The organism is Mesorhizobium sp. B2-6-1, from assembly GCF_006440475.1.
Classification (GTDB): domain Bacteria; phylum Pseudomonadota; class Alphaproteobacteria; order Rhizobiales; family Rhizobiaceae; genus Mesorhizobium.
The window spans coordinates 144,351-163,338 of the sequence record NZ_VFUH01000002.1; the positions used below are offsets into that span (position 1 = coordinate 144,351).

The following is an 18,988-nucleotide window of genomic DNA, read 5'->3' on the forward strand; positions in this document are numbered from 1 at the left end:
ATGGTTGTTGATGCAGTCAAAGCCCGTTAGGTCACCTGCTCAGGAGACGACGGACCACCTCCCGCGCCGACTTCTGCAGTACCGGCGCACTCCATCCAAACACGGAGGCGAACTTCGCGCTCGACAGCCGTGAATTGGCGGGGCGGCGCGCCTTGGTCGGATAGTCCGTCGCAGCAATATCGCGCACCCGCGCGGAGGGGCCACCGAGCCCACCGCTTGTGTCCAGGATATGGCGGGCGAAGCCGCTCCAGTTGGTCTCGCCCGTGCCGGCCAGATGATAGATGCCCCACGCGGCGAGATCCTCGTTGCGGTGCACCCGTGCCGCATGCAGGATCGCGTCTGCAATATCAAGCGCGGAGGTGGGATTTCCCCATTGGTCGGCCACAACCGGTATCTCGTCGCGATCGCTGGCCAGCCTCAGCATGGTTTTGGCGAAATTCTTGCCGAACGGGCTGTAGACCCACGCCGTGCGCAAGATCAGGTGGCGCGGATTGGCTGATGCCACCGCCTGTTCGCCGGCAAGCTTGGAGGCGCCGTAGACGCCAATAGGCGCGGTCGCGTCGGTTTCCAGATAGGGACCGTCCTTGGTGCCGTCGAAGACATAGTCGGTCGACAGATGGATGACGGGCACGCCGAGCCGAGCCGCCGCCTGCGCCACCTCGCCGGCGCCGGCGGCGTTCACCGCAAAGGCGAGCTCGGGTTCGTCCTCGGCCTGGTCCACCGCCGTGTAGGCGGCGGCCGACACGACGATATCGGGCTTAGCGGCGGTGATGGCCTCGATCACGGTCCCGCGCCGCGCGAGGTCGAGTTGCGGCCGGCCGATGGCGATGACCTTGACGTCTTCGCGCCCAGCCTCCAGAAGGCTTGCCGCGACCTGGCCCTCGCGTCCGGTGACAACGAGCCTCACACCGCCTCCTTGCGCGCTTCGCCCAGTCTTTCGCCGGCATAGCGCTGTTCGCGGATCGGTCCCCACCACCATTTGTTGTCCAGGTACCAGTCGACCGTCCTTGCCAGGCCGCTGTCGAAATTCTCCCTCGGCGCCCAGCCGAGGTCGCGGCCGATCTTGGAGGCGTCGATGGCGTAGCGGCGATCATGGCCGGGACGGTCGGTGACGAAAGAGATCAGGTTACGATGGCTTTTGCCGCCGGCCCGGGGGCGCCTGGCGTCGAGCAGATCGCAGATCGTCTCGACGACGCCCAGATTGGTGCGTTCCGAATTGCCGCCGACATTGTAGCTCTCGCCCGGCTGCCCCTTGGTGGCGATCAGTTCCAGCGCGCGCGCATGGTCCTCGACGAACAGCCAGTCACGCACATTGGCGCCGGCTCCGTAGACCGGCAGCGGCTTCTCGTCGAGCGCGTTGAGGATGACCAGCGGGATCAGCTTTTCGGGAAAATGGTAAGGCCCGTAATTGTTCGAACAATTGGACAGCACAACCGGCAGGCCATAGGTCTCGTGCCAGGCGCGCACCAGGTGGTCGGAGGCCGCCTTGGAGGCGGAATAGGGCGAGGACGGCGCGTAAGGCGTCTCTTCCACGAACATGCCGCCATCGAAGGGCAGGTCGCCGAACACCTCGTCGGTCGAGACGTGATGGAAGCGGAAACGGCCCTTCCTGTCGTCGGAAAGGCCGCGCCAGTATTCCAGCGCTGCATTGAGGATCCGGTAGGTGCCGACGATGTTGGTCTCGATGAAGGCGCCCGGCCCATCGATCGAGCGGTCGACATGGCTCTCGGCGGCGAGGTTCATGACGATGTCGATATCGCCGCGGCGCAATATGTCGAGCACCGCCCTCTCGTCGCAGATGTCGGCGTGGGCGAAGCTGTAATTTCGTGCATTTTCGATCGGCCGCAGCGAGGCCAGGTTGCCCGCATAGGTCAGCTTGTCGAGATTGGTCACCCGGTAGGCCGGGTTGGCGCACAGATGCCGGCACACCGCCGAACCGATGAAGCCGGCCCCGCCCGTCACCAGAAAGTTCATGCCGCTATCCCCGTGCATCTGGCAATGTTCATCAGGCAAACACCTCGGCGGCGGCGAGCAGCGGCGCCTTGAGGTCCTTGTCAGAAAGCTGGAAGCCGCCAGCCGGCGGCGGCCATTCGATACCGATGGCCGGATCGTCGAAACGGATCGAGCGGTCGTGTTCGGGCGAATAGGTGTCGGTCACCTTGTACAGCACCTCGGTATGGGGCACGAGCGTCATGAAGCCGTGGGCGAAGCCCTTGGGCACCAGGATTTGGTTGCCCTTCTCGGCCGAGACCTCGAGGGCAACCCATTTTCCAAATGTCGGCGAGGAGCGGCGGATATCGACCGCGACATCCAGGACGCTGCCTCTGACAACGCGCAGCAGCTTGTCCTGGGCACGTGGCGGCAACTGATAGTGCAGCCCCCTGAGGACACCGGCCGCGGCGGAATAGGAGTGATTGTCCTGGACGAAGGCGAGTTCGAGGCCGGCCTCGGCGAAGCGTGCGGCGTTCCAGGTTTCGGTGAAGTAGCCACGGGCATCGCCGTGCCGCTTCGGAATGATTTCGAGCAGACCTTCGATGCCAAGGGGTCTCACCTCCAGCATCTAGTCCTCCGACAACTCGACCACCCGGCGGCGCAGATAGGCGGCATATTCATTTTTTCCCAATCGGGTTGCGCGCTGCAACACTTCGTCAGCCCGCAGCCAGCCCTGTTCGAAGGCGATTTCCTCCGGACAGGCGACCTTGATGCCTTGGCGACGTTCGATTGTACGCACGAACGAAGAAGCATCATCCAGGCTGTCATGAGTGCCGGTATCGAGCCAGGCATAACCGCGCCCCAACCTATGCACCTGCAACTGGCCACGCTCGAGGTAGGCATTGTTGACCGCCGTGATTTCGAGCTCGCCTCGAGCCGAGGGCCGAATCCTTGAGGCGATATCGACAACCTGGTTGTCGTAGAAATAAAGGCCGGTGACGGCCCAGTTGGATTTCGGCTTCTGTGGTTTTTCCTCAATCGTGAGCGCGGTTCCAGTGGTCTTGTCGAAGGACACCACGCCATAGCGCTCCGGATCCTCGACATGGTAGGCGAACACCGAAGCGCCGCTTTCGCGCGATGCCGCGGTGCGGCAAAGCTTGGACAATCCGTCGCCAAAATAGATGTTGTCGCCCAGTATCATCGAAACGCTGTCCGCGCCGATGAAATCGCGGCCGATAATGAACGCTTCCGCAAGCCCGTTGGGCTGCGGCTGCTCGGCGTAGGACAACTCAAGCCCGAATTCCGATCCATCGCCCAACAGCTCGCGGAAAACCGGCAGGTCCCGCGGCGTGGATATGACCAGAATCTCTCGAATCCCCGCAAGCATCAAAACGCTCAGCGGGTAATAGATCATCGGTTTGTCGTATACCGGGAGGATTTGCTTGGAGACCGCCAACGTTAGCGGATAAAGGCGCGTTCCACTGCCCCCAGCAAGGATAATTCCTTTCAAGAAACTCTCCTTGACATGCCTAAGTCCCCTCCCCTGACACAAGCCGCCCGTGCTTAGGTTTCATGCCGTGGCTTGTCAATCTGGTGCCCGACGAAGGGGCCGAGCGAGTGTCCCCGGCCCCCGCCAACCGCCCTTGCCTTGCCGGGCCCGAGGTCCTGGCCGGGACAAGCAGATCGTCTTCATCGTGATGGCCTATCTCGCCCATCTCGCGCCTTTGGTTCAGCCGCTCGGCAAAACCCTTGTGAAAGACGATCGCATTCAAATAGGCAAACGTCATCGCGAGTGCTGCGGTTCGCAAGGGATAGTCGACAAGAGAGTGAACGAGCAAAAACGACACCGACAGAAATGCAGCCTTCTGTAACGGCTCCCGGCGAATCCGGACCGACGAGGCGAAAAGCAATATGGCATACACAATCATTAACAAAACGACCGGTATGCCGCCCTCAAGTGCCAATTCGAGGTAGTCATTGTGGGCATGATTTACATAAGTTCTGAAAATCATTCCGGCTTTTTCGTATATCTGATAAACCTTCGGAAAGCTGCCGAAACCAACGCCAGTCACCCAGTTCTCTTTCATTCCTTCGATCGTGGTGCGAGCAAACTCCGCCCTGCCGAAAGCCGGATCGACCACTTTCGCATCGATCTTCGCCCATGCGCCGATCGTGTAGACGGAAAGCCCGATGAAAACCGCAAGAATGCCATATCCGCCCGCCCTTGAGCGAGCGGACAGGAAGACAACTGATATCGCGGTGATCACCAGTCCGATCAGAATGCCGGCGCGCGAGCCGGCTGCCAGAAGAAGCAGCAAGAGCATCGTCAGCCCAAGCGATCCGGACAGAAAATGTCCACGGAACAAGCCATAATAGACCACGAATGGGATGGAGACGAAGAGCAAGGCCGAAAAGTGATTTTGATTGGCAAACAGGCCCGCATTGATCGTAAACGGCAGCAATCCTTCTATGGCGACGGTATCGGAGAGCGAATACTGGATCGCCGCGGCCAGGCCATTGCAGATGACGCCCATGAAAAAGAAGGGAACAAGGCCGTAGACCTCCTCGGTGCGCAGGCGGGTGACGCCGAGGAAAAATGCCGCGGCGGCGGCGAAATACAACATGCACTCGATCGTGCGCCCGACGCCGACGCTGACGAAGCGCGATTGCGTTTCACCATCCAGCCAGGGTCTGACAAGCAGCACCTCGGGCCGCAACCCGTCCAGCAAGGCCCCGGGCAGCGGAACGATCTGGAAGCAGAACACGGCTAGGCCGAGAGCAATCAGCCACAAGATCGCCCGGGGAATTGTTTGTCCGCTGGGCCGCGACAGGATGGCCGCGGCCGAGAGAATCGCCGCGATCTCGATCAGCGTTTCGGTGTAGAGGCTGCTCGCGGTGCCGCCGCCAATCAGCAGGGACAGGAAAAGAACCGACCCAAGCAGGTATTTGTCCCACTGCCCGGGCTGCCGTGACCGTGCTCTCACGACGACACCCTCTCGATGCTCAATCTGTGCATGACCAGCGTGCCGACGTATCGAAACCGCCAGCTCTCGGCAATTGCGGCTGTTTCCAGCCTCAGCAACTGTATCGGACACGCAGCCGGTCCGACGATGAAATCCAGGCTCAGGCTTCGCCGGTTGAATGTGCCTTCCGGTATGTTGAAGCGCGCTATCTCGCTTGACGGGTCCGCGCATCTGACGGACCAGAACAGCTGCTTTGGCAGTTTGAGATTTGTTGCGGACACGGTCATGGACATCCGGTAAGAACCGGGGGGCAATTCGACATATTGCTGAAGCGCAGCGTTCTTGACCGGCGTGTTTAGAAATCGAACCGTCGCCCCGCTGTTGCTGTCGCTTTCACTTTCACCCGCGCCCTGCGATCCGGCAAAGGTGATCTCCAGCCCAGATCGGTCGTGTATCACCCAGTCGAACGGCTTGCCGCTGAAGAGCGGCTCGAAGCCGCCATTGAAGATATAGCCGCCCAGCTTCCGCTCCCGATCGGACAGGCTGAAAAGAAACAGCCGATAGGCCGGGCCATAGTCCTTCTGCTTGATGTAACCGGTGATAACGGCGGACAATTCGCTGGATTTCGGGGGCGCATCCGTGCGTCCGAGATCGAGCAGCAGCTGGTTTGCAGGTCCCAGGCTTTGCGGGTTCTGGCCAAGGGCGAGAAAAAGCTTACCACGCCACGGCGCCTCTGCCTCCAGGGCTGCCAGCACGGCCTGATAGCCGTCGGAATTGGAAAGGATGGCAGGCCAGCCTGGGGCGATGGCCGAAAACTGGTCTGGCCACCGGCGCAGCAAGGTGTCGATCTCGCCCACGGCCCTCGCCAGATCGCCTGCCGCGATCGAGCGATCGATGGACCTCTGCAGCGCATGGATTTCAGTCTTGGACAGTTTTCGCGCCTGGTCGAAAAGTTCGAAAGCCTGGGCCTGTTCGCCTTGCCGATATCTGATCTCACCGATCAGGCTGTAGAGACGGGCGTCCGCGACATTGAAGCGAAGCGCATTCTTGGCCTTGGCGGCCAAGGCGCCGAGATCGGCGCTTGTTTCGTTCAGCTCGCCGGCAATTTCGTCTATCAAGGCATCTGCGTTCAGCGGGTCCAGTGCCAGAGACACGCTCGGCGTTTCCTCCTCAAGGAGCCGACTTAGCCCGATCGACGAAGCCATCAACACCAGAACGGAGGCGACGAACCAAACGCTTGAACGCAGGAGATTTTGCATGAGAGGGCTGGCCTGCTCCGTCATCGACTTTGCCCTCAATCTTCGGCGTGCCCGCGCCATGTTCGTAATATTGGTAGTTCATGTATTTATAGGCGTAGTTGTAGTCGAACTTGTTCACCGCGAATTTCGACATTGCCGCCCCGATCACGTTCGCTCCGGCTGCGCGCAGGCGTTTCAGCGCCGTCTTGGCCGCCTTGCGCGTCACCTGGTTCGTGGAAATGACAACCAGCGTGCCCTCGGCAAGCCGGCTGAGAATGGGCGCATCGGACAGGCCGACGATCGGCGGAGCGTCGATGATGACGAGATCGAAGCGCTTGCCAAGATTGTTGACGATCAGCGCCATCTTCGGCGATGAAAGCAGATCCGCAGGGTTGGGCGGGATCGTTCCGGACGTCAGCACGGTCACGTTGGGATATTTGGTCGTCCTGAATATGCCCGCCACATCTTCCTTGCGCACGGTATTCGTCAGGAGATTGCTCAACCCGATCGCGTTGTCGAGACCGAACAGCCGATGAAGATTCGGTTTGCGCAGATCGCCGTCGATAAGCAAGACCTTCGCACCGAGGGCGGCGAAATCCTGGCCGAGCTTGAACGAGGTCGTCGACTTGCCTTCGGAAGGCTCGGAGCTGGTCACCAGCAGCGAACGCGGCGCGCCCTCCGCGCCGGAGAATTGCAGCGACGTTCGCAGCGAACGATAAGCTTCCGATAGCCCGGACTTCTGGTCGGCGATGCTGGCCGTCAGTTCGCGGTCATCTACGAGCGGCAGGATGCCGAGCATGGCCAGCCCCAGCTCCCTTTCGACCTGCTCGGGGTTGGTGAAGGTGTTGTTCAGCAACTCGATGATGTAGATGATCGATGCAGTGAGAGCCATGAACAGCGCTAGCGCGATCGCCAGATTGATGATCAGGCGCGGAGAATAGGGACTTACGGGCAGGGTCGCGAAATCGACAATGGCTGCGCTTTGCGTCTTGAGCTCGGAGCTGACGCCTACTTCATTCAGCTTGGTGATGAGGCTGTCATATTGCGACCGGTTGGAATCGACCTCGCGCTTGAGGATGGTGTATTTTATGTTCTTGTCATTGAAGACGACCTGCTGCTTTTCCATCTCGGCGAGCTTGGATTTGAGGTCGGCTTCCTTGTTCTGCGCTTCCTGGTACTTCAGGCGCAGCGAATCGGTTATCGCCAGGACGCCGTTATTATAGAGCCGCGTCAGTTCCTTGATCTGCGACTGAAGTTGCTGCATCTCCGGAAAGCCAGGCTTCAGAATGCTCAGTTTCTGCTGATATTGGCTCTTGAGGTCCGCGAGTTTTTCGCTGAGTTTTTGTAAGCCATCACTCTCCAGAACCGGCGACAGGCTGGAGCCTCGCCCCTTGTCTATCTGGTCCACGACGCGACCGGCATCAAGACGATCCTGGATAGCGGTCGCGAGCGCTGTGTTCAGCGCCTCGATGTTCGATCCGATCAGCGATTTGTCGTCGCCGGTGACGGTGATACCGGCATCCTTCGCATAGGTGACCAGCTCCTCCTCGGACTTCTGCAGCTTCTGCTTGACCTGCAGGACCTGTTCCTGGATGAACTGTCTCGCCAGATCGGACGTCTCGCTGGTCTGGTCGAGACGTTGATCGATAAAACTCTGCGCGACCTGGTTGGCGACGTCGCTTGCGTATCTGGGCTTCTGGTCGATGAAGGTGATCGACAGCAAGCTGGTGTTGGTCACAAGGTTGACCGTCAGATCCTTCAGAACGCGCTTGATCGCCATTGCCTCTCGCTCTTCGGGGGTCTTTTCCTGGATCGAAGGCGATTTGGAAATTCCGAATGCACGGTAGAGGATGTTGCTGAGCGAGAAGCTCGGGGTTGGGAACAGGAAATCCGGTTTTTCGGAGAGCCCCAGCTGAAACACGACGCGCTGGGCCAGCGCACGGCTCTTCAGTTTCTCGCGAGCGGTCAGAAACGCGCGTAAGTCGCTGTTTTCAGAAACCACTTCGATGTCCTGAAAAACCTTTGCCGAAGGGACCAGGACTTCCAGCTGTGTCGTTGCCTGATACTTCGGCGTCTGCATCATTGTCACTATGATACCGGCAATTAGGCCAGCCACCGCCATCATGACAATCAGCCAGCGATATTGCACGACATAGAAAAGCAGCTTGAGCGGATTGAATCTCTCGTCGTGAGCGGCATAGTCTCGACCGTAAGGACTATAATTCTGCGCCCCGTCATAATAGAGGTCCGCGGACAAAGCCTGGCCATGTCGAGGACCGGCGATTTGGGGCTGCCTGTGGCGATCGAGCATGCGCGAGGTGATCCTGGTTGTCCGTACCCTGGCCGGCCAGGCCTCCCTTACGGAATGACCGCAATTCGGGCCGCGCTCGACGCGAGGCCCAGGGCATCCTTCAAATTGTTCATTGCGATTTTCGACTTCGAAGCGAAAACCACGACCACGTCGCCGCCATAGATACGCGGGTTGCGATTCTTGCCGGCGCGGATTTCCTCGACATTGTAGTTTGCGACCAGCTTGTTTTGACCGACATTGCGGTAGACGAAGACCTTGCCGGCATCGCCGATGGCGTTGAAGCCTCCGGCAAGGGCGATCGCATCCAGCAAGGAGGCGCTGCTGGACACCGGATAGATGCCGGCCCTGTTGACCTCACCGTCGACCGTGATGCGCTGGCCTATCGATTCCTTGACGAAAATTGTGACATCCGGCGATTGCAGATATTTTGCGCCATAGGCTGTCTCGATATCCTTTTCGAGCTGGCGGACCGTCTTGCCGGCCGCTGTCATCGTCCCGATAAGCGGAAGGGAAATCTGGCCGCCGGCGTCCACCTGAACCGTCCTGTTCAGGTTGTCGACCTGGAATACGCTGACTTCGAGTACATCGTTGGCAGACAGCGGCTGCTCGCTGCCGTTTTGTGTATTCTGCGGTGCCGGCAGATCCTTCACCATCTGTAGCGCGCCGCCCCCGGCAAGCGCCGTTGAGGACGATGTCGGCTGCAGCGCATCGACAGAGCCCGTGGACGATGATGAACTGCTCGCGCAAGCAGAGAGGGCGAGCAATACAAGCAGTGCCGGCATCCCCGCGCCACTTCCCCCGAGATCGAGAATGCCCATCACAGAGCCCCACTTTTGAACAGCTTGGGCGGCCCATCGAAATGGCCCGCACAGCTGGCTCCCGGCTTCTTCGCTCGTTTTTCCGATGGCGTGAGCGACTGGTTCTGCACTATCGCGCCCGAGCTTGCGCAAACCGGCGAGACCAGACCTTGCCTAGCGGCTGACTGCGTTGTCGTCATCCTGTAGTCCAATAGCCAGTGCGGCGCCGCCACCAACCGCGCCGGCGCCCAACAGCACCGGCAAAATGCCAGGTCCGGAATTGGCAGGTCCGGTAGCAGCTTCCTGCGCATCAAGCGAGACGCACATACCGCCTTGCACCGGATTGATGCTGACGGTCGCGTTGGCCGGAACATCAAGCGCGCAATTGGCGCCGATGGCCAAGGAAGCCGATGCTTGCGGCCCGGTCATGATGCGCGCGCCTGGATAAATCGGCGCTCCCGCGCCCACCCCGGCGTAACCGCCGGCCTGCGACATCTGCACATCACCCCGGACTTGGGTGAACTGGCCGACAATGCCAGACACGGGCGCAGCGGCCAGGCACGAACATGTCTGTGCCGACTGGGCAACAGCATCGGACGCTGTAAACCAGGCACCTCCCCCGGCGAGCGTGATAAAAGCGAAGACAACCCCAACCCGATGACGCCCGGTCATTTCTACCCCCCTTCGAACCAACGACCCGCCCCCGGAACGGATCGCTTACGCACCCCTTCGATCAACAACACTCAAAGAACTCACCAGCACTCACGGTGGTCCGCCCCTCAGCGACTGACCGCTTTGTCGTCATCCTGCGTCGCCGCCAACACACCGCTGGTGACAAGCGCACCGGCGAAAATCCCTTCGGGCAGGCCAAACCCACTTGTGCCACCGGACGGCTGGATGGCCGCCGTCCGTTCTGAACCCACGAGTTTCAGACAGATGTTGCCGCCCACGCGTGAAACATCCAGACTGGAATTCGCCGGTACATTCATGTTGCAGCCGCCAACAAGTACGGATGCCGAACCCTTGGTACCGACTACCACCCGACTGCCAAGGCCGAGAGTGCTCCCCGCCTTTGCAGGACCATAGCCGACCGACTGCGAGACCATCACGTCGCCATCGGCGGAACGAATGGATCCAATCGCACTCGCCGGGCCGCGATAGGCGGCAGCGCAGCTGCAGGATACGTCCTGGGCGAAAGATGAAACCGAAGTGAAACCGCTCGCGGCAACCAACGCGCTCACTGTGGTTCTAATGATGACATTCATCCGTTTCGCCTTTCCTTCAAATCATCCCGGATATGCCAGATCAAAAGGTGGTGACATCAGCGCCTAACATTTTTTTGCCACAATTCCAACCCGTGTCGCACGATGCGGAGAAGTTTGACCTGAACAACGCGCCATTTTAGCAATTACGTATAAATAATCCCGAGCTGTCGGCGATGGATGTCTGGCCCTCCAAAGAGAAATTACGATTCCCTTTTCATCCTGATTACACCGAGCCCAACTTGATCAAAGCCGAGCCCCCTCGAAAGCCGAGTCCCGATCTGCAATGCAGCAAGACAAGCTTAGCGCCTGCTTGAATGCCTGATCTCCTCGGCTCGAACTTCAACCGCGTTCAACTACACGCCGGCCCGGTTCATCGCCTGGCGAGGCATTGAGCTTCCCTATCTGCGTCATGTAGCACTCTATGACGATCCGTTCCGAAAACTGCCGCTCCACTTTGCTTCGGCTCTCCATGCCCATCCTGTTCCTGGATGCGGCGTCCATCGTTGCGAATTCGAGCATCTTGCTTGCCAGGTCGCCTGCGTCTTTCACCTTGCACAGCAGGCCGTTGACGCCGTGGTCCACCACCTCCCTGCAGCCGGGCACATCTGACGCGATCAGCGGCTTGCCCATCGCGGCTGCTTCCAGCAGCGAGCGCGGCGTTCCTTCCCTGTAGGAGGGCAAGACGACGCAATCGGCCGCGTCCAGGAAGGGACGGACGTCGTCGGTGGTTCCGAGATACTCGACCAGGCCTTCGCCTGCCCATCGCTCGACCTGCGCACGGCTGACCGCTGTGCGGTTCTCGACATCGAGGAATCCAAGAAGCTGGAAGCGCGCGCCAGGCATGTTGCGGCGCATCTGACGAGCTGCCTCGACGAACTCGCCCACGCCCTTGTCCCAGAGAAGCCTGGCCACCAGCAGAAAGACGATCGCGCCGGACGATTGGCTTTGGCGGGGCGCCGGAGAGAAGCGAATAAGGTCGACCCCGGAGCCCGGCAGCAGCGCGGTCAGTTCCTTGCGGACTAGGCGCTCGCTGACGAACAGCATCCTGTCGTCGTCATTCTGAAAGAAGACTATTTTCGAACGGGCCAGCGCCAGCCGGTACAGGACCTTGGCAATTTTCTGGAGAAGGCCGCCACGGACGAAAACCGTGCCGAGCCCTGAAACATTGTTTATGACCGGGATGCCATTGAGGTTTGCCGCCAGCGATCCGAACACGTTGGGCTTGATGGTGAAGCCGACAAACGCCAGCGGCCTCTCGCGGCGCAGCAGGCGCCAGTAGCGCCACAGAAGCACCATGTCGCGAAACGGCGAGGTGCCGGAATTATCCATCTCGATTTCGACATACCGGCAGCCCATCGGCGGGATCAGGCGCGAATACTCGTCCCTGGGCGCCGCAACCACCACTTCATAGCCCCGCCCTTGCAGCGCCTCGATGAGGCCTTTGCGGAAATTGACGACATTCCAGGACGTGTTGATGGAGATGATTATCTTTCTTCCGATCCCAAGCATCGTCCCCGCCTCCCCCAATGCCGTTTCGCTCACCGTCTTGTATGCAGTCGTGCCCTGCCCGGCCCAAAGGTCTCGAACAGCCGCAAGATCTCGTCGTCACTGGCGAGCGATGAGATGCGGGCGAAGCAGGCGTCCCTTGCAGGCCCCAGATCCTGTGGCCGAGCGATCAGCCTCGCGACCGCGCGTGCGATGTCTTGCGGATCGTCGGGGTTGAAATCGAAAGCGGCCCCCTCGGGCATGTAGTACCTCGTGCCGCTGTCTCGCGACATCAGCACGGCACATCCCGCCCAGGCCGCCTCGATGGGAGACACCGCCGCGGGTTCAGCCCGCGAGGGCAGTATCAAGAGATCATGAACGGAGAAGACCGAGATCATGTCGTCATGCGCAATGTTGTTTTGAAACCGAAGCCTGTCCGCCACGCCAAGCGCCTGAGCCTCGCGCCGCAAGGCCTGACAGAAAGCCGTGTCGGCGTTCGTTGCCTCCTCGCCGCAGAATGTCAGGGAGAAGGGCATGGATGAAATCGCGGACAACGCCCTCAGAAGCAAACTGTGCCCCTTGCGCTCCCGGTATTTTGCCACCATCAGGATTCGAGGCGGCCACTGCAATGGCCTGCTTTCCAGGCCTTCAGTCCGGGCCGGCTCGAAAGGGCTCCCGAATGGCAGGGACATGGCATCGCCGAGCTTGGCCGGGCCAAGATTTGGCGAAAGCCGTGAGGTGAAATGCGGGATGCCTAGGCCATGAAAGACGGCTCTTCGAACCCATGTGCCACTCCATGCGTTGGGCTTGGCGTCCTCCTGGTCGTAGATGACCAGCCTGCGCCCTTGCAGAATTGAACAGAGTGCCGCGACCCTGCAAAACCATCGCGTCACTCCGCGGATGATCACCACGTCGGGGTCTTCGGCCTGCAAACGCTTCCAGTAGGAAAAGACGCCGGGAAAGGAAAAAGGCGAATTCGGAATGTTGCTTGAGCGCCGACGCATGATCATCCGGGACAGCGCGGATGGAGCCATCACGTTGGGAGAAACAAGAGCGTGATTCTCGGTGACGCTCGTTTCGACTACGTCGACCGCAACATGGTGCCCCGCCGAAGTCAAAATGCGAACCCAGGGTACCGCATTGGTGTGGTATCTTGGCAGGCAAAACAAGTATCTCAAAACATCCGCCTTCAGATATCTTCCGCCAGGCGGATTCGCCTTTTCAACAATAGATGCGAAACCACTGTCATCGCCGCGTAGACCACCGCCGATACGAGCAAGCCGGCCCAGGCGATGCCCGAAATTCCGATCCATCCGGACAAAGCCAGGCAAAGCGGAACATAGATGGCGATCGCCAGCGCCGTGATTTTCAAAAGCGGCTTCGTCCCGGCCAAGACCTGGATCAACGGATTGAGATGCATTCCAGCCAGGCCGAAGCATTCTGAAGCGAACAAAATGGCAAAGAGCAGCGAAGCTTCGGCGTAGGCCGAGCCGCCAGCCAGAAGGACGATGGGGTTTTGCAGCAACACCCCCCCAACCGCCATGCCGGCGGCGGCGCATGCCGAAACCACGGTGATGCGGGCGTTCAAGCGGTATAGACGAGAAGAAGGCTCTTGCTTCGACAGTTTCGCGATTTCGGGAAAGATCACCTGGTTCAGGGGAGCGGTCAGCCGGGAAACCATAGTCGCCAGGCGCGATGCGAGCGAATAAGAGCCCGCGGCGACCTCTCCCAGCAGGCCCGCGACAAGGAACAATGCGAGATGCCGCCTGGCACTTATCATTGTCGAGAGCAGACTGGTCCCCGTGGCCATGGCAAGAAATGCCCAGAAGAAACGGCGTTTGGATCGGGAACGGAGCGGGTTGAACAGTTCGATATCTTCCCGCCCGGCATAGAGAAGCAGGCGTACGAACAGCGTCAGGTTGTAGAATGCGCCGACCGCTGCCAGCACGATTACGTAAGCCGGCAATGAGGCATCGAGGATCCAAAGGACGAGAGAGGCAACCACCACGGCAACCCCTTGCATGAGTTGATTGCCGGCAATGACGTCGTACCGGCCGTTCAGCCGAAGCACACCTTTCGGCGTACCCGAAAGACTCGCCAACAAGGTGAGGCTGTAGATAATCGCCAGAAGGCGATTATCCCGCGACACGCCGACAGCTTCTCCAAACAGCAAGATCCCGCCTATCGCCAGGACCGTGGCGAGAAGGGCGGCTGAAACATCGAGGGCAATTCCGCAAGATGCCGCCGGTCCCAGACGCAAAGGCGACCTCGCGCACAGCCTGATCACTAACTGCCAGCTCTCGAACGTGCATAGGCCGGAAACGAACGCCACATAGGCCTGAATTACGGCGAGTGTGCCAAAATTCCCCGGACCCAGCGACCGTGCGTTGAGCGCCAGTGCAAGGATGGAGCACAACGCGGCCACTCCGCTTGCGGACGTCGTAAACGTAACGTCGCGGGCAATCCGCCGCGCGCGCATCCATCCGGAAGGCTTGGCGACCGCCGTCACGTCCTCAGCCATTGTCTCGGCGCAAGGCCCGCGCCCCCTGCGGCACCACCTCGGCGGGGGCCGGTGGAAAACACTTCCGGTGCACATAAACCAAGCCAAAAATGAAAAGCGCAACGAGAACGGCTCGCTTGGCGGAGATGAAGGCGCCAAGCAGCTCCTTGCGCTGGATGTAGAATGTGAGATGGACGATGGCCACGATCAGCCCGGCCTTGAGCGTCGCGCTGCGCACATTGCGGATTATCGCCTCGACGGCAACACACACGAGCGACAGAATGACAACGAGCAGCGGAAATCCGGCATACCCGAAATTGGCAAAGAACTCCGCCCAGATGTTTGCAGCGACGCCACCACTGTAACCCGGAAATAGGAACGGCTGAACCTGCTCGTTGTAGGTGCATCCGTCCTTGCCAAAGACCGTATCCGAGAACGGAAACAGAGAAAAAGGCACCAGCCAAAGATTCGAGCACGGTAAGGTGTAGTCATATTTCACGACCAGATCCAGGTGAGCCAATGTCACGAACTGCTCCAGCCCCACGAGAGCGGAATCGGACAATTGGTCGAATTGTATTTTCTGACCTACAAGTTCAAAATTTCCTGCTTTTATTGCTGCATATACTGCCTTGTACACTGCAAGAAAAAAGAATGCGCCAATTCCTCCAATTATGTATCTTTTCCTGATCAAAAGCAGGGAAATGTTCCTGTACCTTATGTACAAACAAGCTAAAATCGCGATGGCAACCGAAGAGCGATGCCCGATATAGAGCGTAAGCATCAGTCCCAGGCAGCTCAAGATGATGACCAGCCTGGATTTCTTCCACCCCGACAGGGCTCCGAACACCATGCCGATGATGCAGCTGTTGTAAAATACATACTGGATCCGCCCGGTAGATGACAAAACATCGGCCTTTGAGGCCGAAAAAAGTGCCGGATTTGCTATCGAAATCCCACCGAACACCACCAGCATCACAATTATTACGATCGACTCTCCCCGAACGTCGCCTTCGACTTCGAAATCTTGACGCCTTGGCATGAAGACCAGCATCGCGGCAGCAATGCAAGAAAGAGAAAGCGCAATGGCATATTCAGTGCCCGCGTGATATATGAAATCATACTTCCTTCTGCCGACATCAACATACTGAAATCCCCCGGTGACGAATGGCACAAAGTAGACCAAGCTCGACAAAAGCAACAACATTTGCGGCGTGAGCGCAAATGGCGAAACAAAATAATCTCGTTTGAGGTGCTTCACTTTCGTTCCATCGCCATCTGAATATTCGAATTGTTCTCACCCCTTAGCGGCTCAGGGACGATTTCTCCCACAGCAAGCCATACGAGTGCGCCATCCGCTCAAGCGAGAAATCCGCAGCGATGCGGTCGCGACATGCTTGCCGCCTGCTCGCCCAAGACCGGGTATCCTGGATTTCCGAAGCCATGATCTCGATGGAACGCGATAACGCGTCAGGGTTCCGCGGCGGAACGATCAATCCCGTGTTGCCGACAAGCATCGCGATGTCCCCGACGTCCGTTCCCACGCATGGCGTGCCGCATGCCATCGCCTCGGCAACCACGTTCGGAAAGGCTTCGCTGCTGGAGGCCAGCACATGAATGTCGAATGCATTCATCAAACCGGCAATGTCGTCGCTCGGCCCAAGAAGCTTCACCTTGTGGCGAACATCAGAGCGCTCCAACAGCACGGCAAGCGCAGTGTTTTCAGCCGTCATACCCGGGCCGGCAAGAACACATTTGAAGGGAAGGCTTTTGTGCATCGACAGCCTGGACAAGGCAGCGAAGAGATTCTGGTGGTCCTTGTCGGGATGCCAGCGAGCGACGTTTCCGATAACGAACTGGCCATCACCTATCGACCAATCCTGACGGAGCCGCGCGCGCGCCCGGTCGTCCGGCTCGAACACGGCCAGATCGTACCCATTCGGTATGATCGTCCAGTTCGAGCTCGAATATCCTGCATGGATGTGGCGCTGCGACGCGTTTTGCGAGCAACTGACAATCCGAGCCGGGATGATACCGGATATGAGAGCGCATATCCTGTCCACTGTCCTGGTCGTAAAGGAGGCCGCCCGCGGATCCAGTCCGCAATTGTGCATCCCCCAAAGAACCGGGCTGATGCCGCCAAGCCGCGCCAGGACGCCTCCGACGAGGTTGGCGTGATACATCCAGCACTGAACCACGTCCGGCCGATAGGTCGAGAACACGCGCCTGAGCGAGGCGAGCCCCTTGAGACTCAACCTTCCCTTTGGCATCGCCAGGCAGGCGAGCGGTATTTTGGCCGCGCGAAGCAACGGGCCATATTTTCCGTCACCCGAAAGCGAGACGACAAAATGGGAATGGCTGCGCTCGGCCGTGCACAGGCGGTATAGCGCTGCCTCGGCGCCGCCGTTCTCAAGTCCGGTGATGACGTGCAGGATCTTAATACGACCGCTCCTTCCCTACGGCGTTCGTGGGATCGACACCCATCGCGAGCAGATAGGCGTCGGCCACTTTTTCGACGCCGAAATCCCGCGCCCGACGCCTGACGTCTGGGGGATCAGTTTCATCAAGGGCGGCCATCACTTCTGCCGCGAAACCCTGGACATCGCCGACCGCGGCGAGGCGCCCCCACTTGCCGTCCTCGAGTATCTCGGCCGGACCGCTTTCGCAGTTGGTGCTCACCACATTGGTCCCGCAAGCCATTGCTTCGATGATCGTGTTTGGAAATCCCTCCCTGCGGGAGGATTGAAGAAACAACGCTGCCCGCCGCATCCACGGATACGGATTTTTCGAAAAGCCGACCAGAGCGATCGAAGAATTCAGCTCGAGTTCGTCGATCAGGGTTTGAAGCGATCCCCGCAGCGGTCCTTCCCCGACAATGGCCAATTTGACGGGCCTCTTCGTCGCAATCCGCGCGAAGCTGCTTATGAGCGTGGCATGGTCTTTTGCGAAATCAAGCCGCCCAACGGCCACCAGCAAGACCCTGCCATCCTCGACCGCGAAGGGGTGATCGAGCGGCTCATCCGCCTGCTCTTCAACATGTTTGATGTCCAGCGGATTGTAGATCGTTTTGACGGAACTCCGGTGGACCCCGATGCTCTGGATCAGGTCTTCCGCGACGCCATGCGATACAGTGATGATCGTGTCGGCACGACCATAGGTCAGCCGCATGAGGAATGGCAGGAACTTCTCACGAACCAGCTTAGTATCGGCGACGGTCCTGGAAAGATTGCTCCTTTCGGATATCACGATTGGCGTCCGGCGCAGCGAGAGCATGGACGAGACGATGCCAACGATATTGGCATGGGGTAACGCCGTCAGCATCACCCGCGGCTGCTCCCGTCTCAAATACCGGATCAAAGCCAATACGGAAAACAGCAACCGCGAGGCCCGGAGGTCCTGTATCCTTATCGTCTTCGGAACCAAAGCGAGATACTCGCCCGTCGCACACCCAAGCACCAGATCGATCGGCAAGCCGCGCCGGCCAAATTCGCCGGCCAGGGTGAGCATTGCCCGCTCGGTGCCGCCAGCACGAAGAGAGGGAATGAAGATAGCAATCCGAGCGTCTGGGCTGCCTGACGATCTCTTGTCTTGGCGCGTGCACGTCACTCGGTTCGCCACCTTTCCTGGGCGGTCACGGCGAAAGCTTTTTTGCTTGCGCCTGACCGTGCGCGGTGAGCGGTGCTCCACCCGGATACCGCGGAGACAGCCCGTCGCATTCGGGTCCACGAAAGCGGAGAATATCCTCGGGTGATCAATGTCTTCGCCGAAAGACATAGGCGTAGGTTTCGGCCGCATCCTTCCCGATGAGAAGCGCCGAGAGACCTAGCCAGAGGCGCCAGACCAGGAAGGCCGGCACGAAAGCGTAGAAGTATGAACTCCTCCAGAACAGATGACGCTGGACAAGCTCCAGGCCATTTTGCGCTGCGATCCTTTCCACCTCGCTCGGCAGGCATCTGTCATAGAAGGCTGGGAAGCCGTCGTGCCCTCTGCCCTTGTCGGGATAGACCGTAAACAGCAGGCGACGCTTGATCGCCTCGGGCAAGACCCGATTGAGCCTGGCGAAAACGGCGTTGCGTGAAGGCGAGAAAATGGCGACCGTGCCGCCCGGCCTTACGCAGCTGGCAATGCCGCGAAATGCGCCTTCGCCGTCGCGGACGTGCTCCAGAGTGGCCTGGCATATGACCAGATCGGCATCTCCCTTCCCCCTGAACGAGGTAAGATCCGCCTCGATCCGCTCGTCATAGATCTCGCCCGGAGCCTTCGACAGTTCCTTGGCATCGCGGTCCACCCCGACGACAACCAGCCCCAGACGACGCTTCTCGGCTAGGCTTACAAGCGGCCTTGCTCCTCCGCCCAGATCATAGACCAGTGCGTTAGGTGTAAAGAGCACCGGTGCGATTTCCGCAGCAAAGGCGTGGTTGCCATCCACGCGCAGCCGTAGCGGCAAGGCTCGGTCCAGACATTCTGAGACCGCCACGTTCGTGCGAACAAAGCCCCGCA

The 18,988-nt window shown here is 59.5% G+C and carries 18 protein-coding genes; 1 reads left to right on the forward strand and 17 read right to left on the reverse strand.

The features are described 5' to 3' along the window. Nucleotides 1–31 precede the first annotated feature (31 nt). The 6 genes from rfbD to FJ443_RS05405 are packed head-to-tail and all read right to left on the reverse strand — an operon-like array spanning nucleotide 32 to nucleotide 5,752. On the reverse strand, nucleotides 32–907 hold the full coding sequence (gene rfbD, locus FJ443_RS05380; RefSeq protein ID WP_140663025.1) for a dTDP-4-dehydrorhamnose reductase: 876 nt from the start codon (nucleotides 905–907) through the stop codon (nucleotides 32–34). Continuing rightward, nucleotides 904–1,974 carry a dTDP-glucose 4,6-dehydratase gene (gene rfbB / locus FJ443_RS05385; RefSeq protein WP_140663027.1) on the reverse strand — a complete coding sequence of 357 codons (1,071 nt, stop codon included), beginning with the start codon at nucleotides 1,972–1,974 and terminating at the stop codon, nucleotides 904–906. The genes rfbD and rfbB overlap by 4 nt, the downstream gene beginning before the upstream one ends. A 31-nt stretch (nucleotides 1,975–2,005) precedes the next feature. Further along, entirely contained in the window at nucleotides 2,006–2,560 is a 555-nt protein-coding gene (gene rfbC / locus FJ443_RS05390) for a dTDP-4-dehydrorhamnose 3,5-epimerase (RefSeq protein ID WP_140624478.1), read from the reverse strand. Continuing rightward, nucleotides 2,561–3,442, reverse strand: a complete 882-nt coding sequence (gene rfbA, locus FJ443_RS05395) for a glucose-1-phosphate thymidylyltransferase RfbA (RefSeq protein WP_140514965.1) — start codon at nucleotides 3,440–3,442, stop codon at nucleotides 2,561–2,563. A 19-nt stretch (nucleotides 3,443–3,461) separates the two neighbouring features. Then, nucleotides 3,462–4,916, reverse strand: a complete 1,455-nt coding sequence (locus FJ443_RS05400; RefSeq protein WP_140514870.1) for an O-antigen ligase family protein — start codon at nucleotides 4,914–4,916, stop codon at nucleotides 3,462–3,464. Next, nucleotides 4,913–5,752 carry a hypothetical protein gene (locus tag FJ443_RS05405; protein ID WP_246681194.1) on the reverse strand — a complete coding sequence of 280 codons (840 nt, stop codon included), beginning with the start codon at nucleotides 5,750–5,752 and terminating at the stop codon, nucleotides 4,913–4,915. The genes FJ443_RS05400 and FJ443_RS05405 overlap by 4 nt, the downstream gene beginning before the upstream one ends. Before the next feature lie 54 nt (nucleotides 5,753–5,806). Between FJ443_RS05405 and FJ443_RS31550 the strand changes: the two genes are divergently transcribed. Continuing rightward, nucleotides 5,807–6,082 (forward strand): hypothetical protein, encoded by a 276-nt coding sequence (locus FJ443_RS31550; protein ID WP_246681195.1) that lies wholly within the window; start codon nucleotides 5,807–5,809, stop codon nucleotides 6,080–6,082. On the opposite strand, the gene FJ443_RS05410 is transcribed toward FJ443_RS31550, so the two are convergent. From FJ443_RS05410 to FJ443_RS05460, 11 genes are all read right to left on the reverse strand, one after another. Beyond that, on the reverse strand, nucleotides 6,066–8,444 hold the full coding sequence (locus tag FJ443_RS05410; protein WP_140663029.1) for a polysaccharide biosynthesis tyrosine autokinase: 2,379 nt from the start codon (nucleotides 8,442–8,444) through the stop codon (nucleotides 6,066–6,068). The two genes, FJ443_RS31550 and FJ443_RS05410, sit on opposite strands and share 17 nt — an antisense overlap. 47 nt (nucleotides 8,445–8,491) lie before the next feature. Further along, complete coding sequence (locus FJ443_RS05415; RefSeq protein ID WP_246675493.1) at nucleotides 8,492–9,394, reverse strand: polysaccharide biosynthesis/export family protein; 903 nt, start codon at nucleotides 9,392–9,394, stop codon at nucleotides 8,492–8,494. Between the two features lie 21 nt (nucleotides 9,395–9,415). Further along, nucleotides 9,416–9,913, reverse strand: coding sequence for a hypothetical protein (locus FJ443_RS05420; RefSeq protein ID WP_210239599.1), 498 nt, complete (start codon nucleotides 9,911–9,913; stop codon nucleotides 9,416–9,418). Nucleotides 9,914–10,020: 107 nt separating this feature from the next. Next, complete coding sequence (locus FJ443_RS05425) at nucleotides 10,021–10,506, reverse strand: hypothetical protein (RefSeq protein WP_140663032.1); 486 nt, start codon at nucleotides 10,504–10,506, stop codon at nucleotides 10,021–10,023. A 339-nt stretch (nucleotides 10,507–10,845) separates the two neighbouring features. Beyond that, nucleotides 10,846–12,015, reverse strand: coding sequence for a glycosyltransferase family 4 protein (locus FJ443_RS05430; RefSeq protein ID WP_140514864.1), 1,170 nt, complete (start codon nucleotides 12,013–12,015; stop codon nucleotides 10,846–10,848). 29 nt (nucleotides 12,016–12,044) lie between these two features. Further along, nucleotides 12,045–13,025: a glycosyltransferase family 4 protein gene (locus tag FJ443_RS31555; protein WP_348641926.1), complete on the reverse strand. Its 981-nt coding sequence runs from the start codon at nucleotides 13,023–13,025 to the stop codon at nucleotides 12,045–12,047. 155 nt (nucleotides 13,026–13,180) lie between these two features. After that, a complete protein-coding gene (locus tag FJ443_RS05440) occupies nucleotides 13,181–14,512 on the reverse strand; it encodes an oligosaccharide flippase family protein (protein WP_181175069.1) in 1,332 nt (443 codons plus the stop codon). Further along, entirely contained in the window at nucleotides 14,505–15,749 is a 1,245-nt protein-coding gene (locus FJ443_RS05445; protein WP_140663037.1) for a hypothetical protein, read from the reverse strand. The genes FJ443_RS05440 and FJ443_RS05445 overlap by 8 nt, the downstream gene beginning before the upstream one ends. Before the next feature lie 43 nt (nucleotides 15,750–15,792). Next, on the reverse strand, nucleotides 15,793–16,929 hold the full coding sequence (locus FJ443_RS05450) for a glycosyltransferase (protein WP_348641927.1): 1,137 nt from the start codon (nucleotides 16,927–16,929) through the stop codon (nucleotides 15,793–15,795). Further along, nucleotides 16,925–18,283, reverse strand: coding sequence for a glycosyltransferase (locus tag FJ443_RS05455; protein ID WP_140663041.1), 1,359 nt, complete (start codon nucleotides 18,281–18,283; stop codon nucleotides 16,925–16,927). Before FJ443_RS05455 ends, FJ443_RS05450 begins: the two co-directional genes overlap by 5 nt. Next, nucleotides 18,240–18,878, reverse strand: coding sequence for a methyltransferase domain-containing protein (locus FJ443_RS05460; protein ID WP_181175071.1), 639 nt, complete (start codon nucleotides 18,876–18,878; stop codon nucleotides 18,240–18,242). The genes FJ443_RS05455 and FJ443_RS05460 overlap by 44 nt, the downstream gene beginning before the upstream one ends. Between the last annotated feature and the right edge of the window lie 110 nt (nucleotides 18,879–18,988).

What these genes read in the sequence shown, in the direction of transcription:
- rfbB (WP_140663027.1), bottom strand. Translation starts at nt 1,974, where the DNA reads ATGAACTTTCTGGTGACGGGCGGGGCCGGCTTCATCGGTTCGGCGGTG.
- rfbC (WP_140624478.1), bottom strand. Translation starts at nt 2,560, where the DNA reads ATGCTGGAGGTGAGACCCCTTGGCATCGAAGGTCTGCTCGAAATCATT.
- FJ443_RS31550 (WP_246681195.1), top strand. Translation starts at nt 5,807, where the DNA reads ATGGATTTCAGTCTTGGACAGTTTTCGCGCCTGGTCGAAAAGTTCGAA.
- FJ443_RS05410 (WP_140663029.1), bottom strand. Translation starts at nt 8,444, where the DNA reads ATGCTCGATCGCCACAGGCAGCCCCAAATCGCCGGTCCTCGACATGGC.
- FJ443_RS05420 (WP_210239599.1), bottom strand. Translation starts at nt 9,913, where the DNA reads ATGACCGGGCGTCATCGGGTTGGGGTTGTCTTCGCTTTTATCACGCTC.
- FJ443_RS05425 (WP_140663032.1), bottom strand. Translation starts at nt 10,506, where the DNA reads ATGAATGTCATCATTAGAACCACAGTGAGCGCGTTGGTTGCCGCGAGC.
- FJ443_RS05430 (WP_140514864.1), bottom strand. Translation starts at nt 12,015, where the DNA reads ATGCTTGGGATCGGAAGAAAGATAATCATCTCCATCAACACGTCCTGG.
- FJ443_RS31555 (WP_348641926.1), bottom strand. Translation starts at nt 13,025, where the DNA reads ATGGCTCCATCCGCGCTGTCCCGGATGATCATGCGTCGGCGCTCAAGC.
- FJ443_RS05440 (WP_181175069.1), bottom strand. Translation starts at nt 14,512, where the DNA reads ATGGCTGAGGACGTGACGGCGGTCGCCAAGCCTTCCGGATGGATGCGC.
- FJ443_RS05455 (WP_140663041.1), bottom strand. Translation starts at nt 18,283, where the DNA reads ATGCGGCCGAAACCTACGCCTATGTCTTTCGGCGAAGACATTGATCAC.